The organism is Microbacterium lacus, assembly GCF_002812805.1.
Lineage (GTDB): Bacteria > Actinomycetota > Actinomycetes > Actinomycetales > Microbacteriaceae > Microbacterium > Microbacterium lacus_A.
In genome coordinates, this window is sequence record NZ_NMUM01000042.1 from 1 (window position 1) to 3,895 (window position 3,895).

3 protein-coding genes are annotated in these 3,895 nt (G+C 62.5%); all 3 read right to left on the reverse strand.

The window, feature by feature from the left end:
* Positions 1–53: 53 nt before the first annotated feature.
* Positions 54–1,322 carry an IS256 family transposase gene (locus CGU34_RS14740; protein WP_100809674.1) on the reverse strand — a complete coding sequence of 423 codons (1,269 nt, stop codon included), beginning with the start codon at positions 1,320–1,322 and terminating at the stop codon, positions 54–56.
* 63 nt (positions 1,323–1,385) lie between these two features.
* Complete coding sequence (locus CGU34_RS17065) at positions 1,386–2,183, reverse strand: hypothetical protein (RefSeq protein ID WP_198517843.1); 798 nt, start codon at positions 2,181–2,183, stop codon at positions 1,386–1,388.
* Between the two features lie 404 nt (positions 2,184–2,587).
* The gene (locus tag CGU34_RS14750) at positions 2,588–3,664 is read right to left on the reverse strand and encodes an IS110 family transposase (RefSeq protein ID WP_100812876.1); all 1,077 of its coding nucleotides are present in this window, start codon (positions 3,662–3,664) and stop codon (positions 2,588–2,590) included.
* Positions 3,665–3,895: the final 231 nt, after the last annotated feature.

Here is a 3,895-nt window from a genome sequence, read left to right on the forward strand (position 1 = left end):
GGTCAAGTCCCGTGTTGTGGTGTCAATCCGGCTGCTTCCTTGATGGGTGAGGGTCAGGCGGTGAGGAACAGGTCGGGGCGCTCAGGCTCGGCGTGGTCTTGGAGTGTGTGGACGAGTTTGCGCATGGAGATGTCGGAGAGGTAGCGGCGTTCACCGTATTGCCATTCCTCGTGCTGCTCCTGCAGGACGGCGCCGATGAGGCGGGTGACGGAGTCGCGGTCGGGGAAGATCTGCACGACGTCGGCGCGGCGTTTGATCTCACGGTTGAGGCGCTCGATCGGGTTGTTGGACCAGACCTTCTGCCAATGCTCACGCGGGAGCGGCGCGAATCCGGTGAGGTCTGCTTCGGCAGCATTGAGCATGTCTGCGATCTCCGGGAACGACCCGCGGAGGGACGTGGAGACCTGGTGATACTGGGCGATCACGGCCTCGGGGGTGGTCTGCGCGAAGATCGTCGAGATCAGCGCGTTGACGGGCTTGGAGCGTGCCGATCCGAGCTTCTGGGTGACGTTACGAGCGAAGTGGACGCGGCATCTCTGCCAGCCCGATCCGGGGAGGATCGCTTTGACGGCGGCTTTGATGCCGGCGTGAGCGTCGGACGTGACGAGGGTCACGCCGAGCGGGTCTGTGTCGGTGGAGACTTTCAGACCGCGGTCGCGGAGGGAGCGGAGGAACTCGGTCCAGAAGTCCGTCGTCTCCGCGTCGCCGAGAGCCATCCCGAGGATCTCCCGACGGCCGTCGCCGCTGACCCCGGTCGCGACGATGAGGGCTTGGGAGAGAACCCGGCCACGGTGGCGCACGTCGAGGTAGGTGGCGTCCAGGAACAGGTACGGGAACCAGGTGTGATCGAGCCGGCGGTGCAGAAACTCGTGCACCACCTCATCGATCTCGGAGCAGATGCGGGAGACGGTGGACCGGCTGATGCCGGTGTCGTTGCCCAGCGCGCGGACGAGCTGGTCGACCTTGCGGGTGGAGACTCCGTCGATCCAGGCCTGGCAGATCACCGCGTAGAGCGCCTTGTCGACACGGCGGCGTGGGCTGAGCAGGCTCGGGAAGAACGACCCCTCCCGCAGCTTCGGAATCTGAATGTCGACCTCCCCCGCGGGCGTGGCGAGCGTCTTCGCGCGAGCACCGTTGCGACGCGTGGTGCGCTCCGCCGTGCGTTCGTAACGGGCCGCGCCGATCTTCGCGGTCGCTTCCGCGTCAACAAGGTCCTGCAGCCCCGCCTGCAGCATCCGACGGAACACGTCGGAATGGGCGAGGTCAGGATCGGCGAGGACTTCTGCGATCAGGGTCGTCAAGGCAGACTGATTCTGGGTCATCGTGGGATCTCTTCTTTGCTTCTTGGCGGAAACAACTGGTCATCCCACGATGGCCCTCCTACGTCAACGACGACGAGAACCCCGCAGGAATTGACACCAAGCTACGAGACGCACCCCAGCCACACCTGAGGCGCTTGCTGAAACGGCAAAGCCTCCTGCCATCGCCACAAGCAAGAAGATGTTCGACCGCCGGTCCCGTAGGCCCTGCTTGCCAGTCAATCGCGTAAGAACGTAGACGAGGCCGATCGACGTATAAAGCGACAGCAATGCAGGCTCAAGAAATATGATGCCGTTCGGCTTGAAAAGACCAACGCCACCCTGATAGCGGAGATCCCAATAAGTATTGTATCCACCAACCAGGAATTGCTGTGGAAAGACGGTCAGCGGGTCAAAGAATCCGCGGCCTAGACGTTGCAGCACCTCTTGGAAAACGGCCAAAACTGCGCCTACCCCAATCGCTATTATCGCGCCGCGAAAAAAGTGGTTCCCGAGGCCGTGAACAACTCCAGCTCCAGCAACTAGAACAACCGAATACGTCGCCAACATTAACAGCAGGCTCGGCATAGTCGCTGTCGCCCGCTCGGAAAAAGCGAGGATCGCAGACACACAGACGCTGGCCGTGATCGCGCAGTAGAGCACTGCACTTGCTGCCAGCAGCTTCGCGCGGAAGACGAAAATCGTCCAAGCGACCGAAAAGAGCAGGACTATAGTAGCGGCCTGAACCCCTGGCCCCTCGCCGTCACCACCAAATCCAAATCTTTGCGTCGCAATCGCTAGAAACCCCAGCAAGGCTGCTGTGCGATTAGTTCGCCGCTGTCGTGTCTGGTCGAGCGTCGAACTGGCCGTTGCGATCTCCCCCACAGAACCATAGTAGGCGCGCAAACGCCTCGGCTCAGGAAGGTCAGCCCCGAGCGGGTCGGAGGCGTCTGGCCGACGAGCCGATGCGAAGGGTCGGTTTTGCTCACCTTTCGACAGGCTCTGGACCATCCCGGCGTCCCTTTCCTCGCGAAGAGAAGTCGCACAACGAACACGATTATCGTATTGATCATGCCGGGAGATCTTTGCCGGTCTGAAGTGCTTCGAACTCGACGGGGCTGAGATTTCCGACTGATGTGCGTCGGCGACGAGGGTTGTGGGACCCTTCGATCCATTCGAAGTTCGCGAAGGCGAGCTCAGCTCTGCTGTCCCAGTCGCGCCGTTCGAGGAGCTCGCCTTGCCTCGTGGACCAGAACGATTCCATGAGCGCGTTGATGCTCCTATATCTGTCAAGCCGCGATTTGGAGGGGTGGTCGGGCTTCGCGGATGGGGCGCATCGCGGCCCAGAGTTCGCGGGCGAGAAGACGTTTCAGACACCGGATGATCTCGGACTTCGTCTTTCCTTCGGTGATCCGGCGGGCGACGTAGGCCTTAGTGGGTTCGTGGTGCTGCATGCGAACGATGACGACACGGTAGAGTGCGGCGTTTGCTTGCCGGTGACCGCCCCGATTGAGCCGGTGTCGGGTGGTCATCCCTGACGATGCAGGGATCGGGGCGACACCGCAGAGCCGGGCGAACGCGGCCTCCGAACGGATCCGTTCCGGATTGTCGCCGGCAACGATCAGCATCTCGGCCGCGGTGTCAGGACCGACCGCAAAGGCTTTCGCGAGGTCGGGAGCGATCTGCGCGGTCAGCTCTGCCAGGAGCTTCTCATGCCCGGAGATCTCGGCATCCAGTACTTCCCAGCGACGGGCGATCGATCGTAACGTGTGCTTGGTCGACGCGATGATTGTGGTCACCTGGCCCGGACGAAGCGCCGCGCAGCGATGGATGAGCGCCATCTTCGATAGCGGTTGCAGCTCCTGACGCAGATCGTCGGGGGCGTTCACGATGACCTGCTTGAGGCTGATCATCGCGGATGTTCTCGCCTTGACGGCGACGTCCTTGGCGACCTTGATCTGACGGATCATCTCCACTGTTCCATCGGCTGACTTCGGGATGGCCGTCGCCAGGCCCGCGAGGACTGCCCTGGCTGCGTTCTCGGCATCGATGGTGTCGGACTTGCCTCGTAGTCGCCTGTCGCGACGGTCCGTTCTCATCACCTCCAGCGTCCCGATTCCACGACGGCGCACTGCGCCGGCCAGGCCTGCACCATAGGAACCGGTGCCTTCGATCCCGAAGGTGAGTTTCCCGCCGAACGATTCGCCCCAGTCGATCAGCTGGCCGTAGCCACCGGAATCCGCCGCGAAAGATCGGCGATCCAGGACCGCGCCGAGCTCATCGATCGCGACGGCGACGTGGACGTGTTTGTGAGTGTCGACGCCGACAACGACTCGACGGTGAGAGGGGACTTGCTGCATGCTCATAGTGCTCGCTCCAACCAGATCAGGACAGGGTGAGTGACACTGGCCGGTCGGGTGGACGGGACTGTGATGGGACTGTTGCGATCAGGCTCCTATGAGGTCACGCCCGCCCGGCCAGCACCACGAGGGTGATGCGCCTCCTGACGGACGACAGATCAACAGCAAGGACACCCAGACTTCGAGGTCAGTCGTCAGCAAGAGTCAGGCCGCCAGGAGGTACTCGACACTCTCACA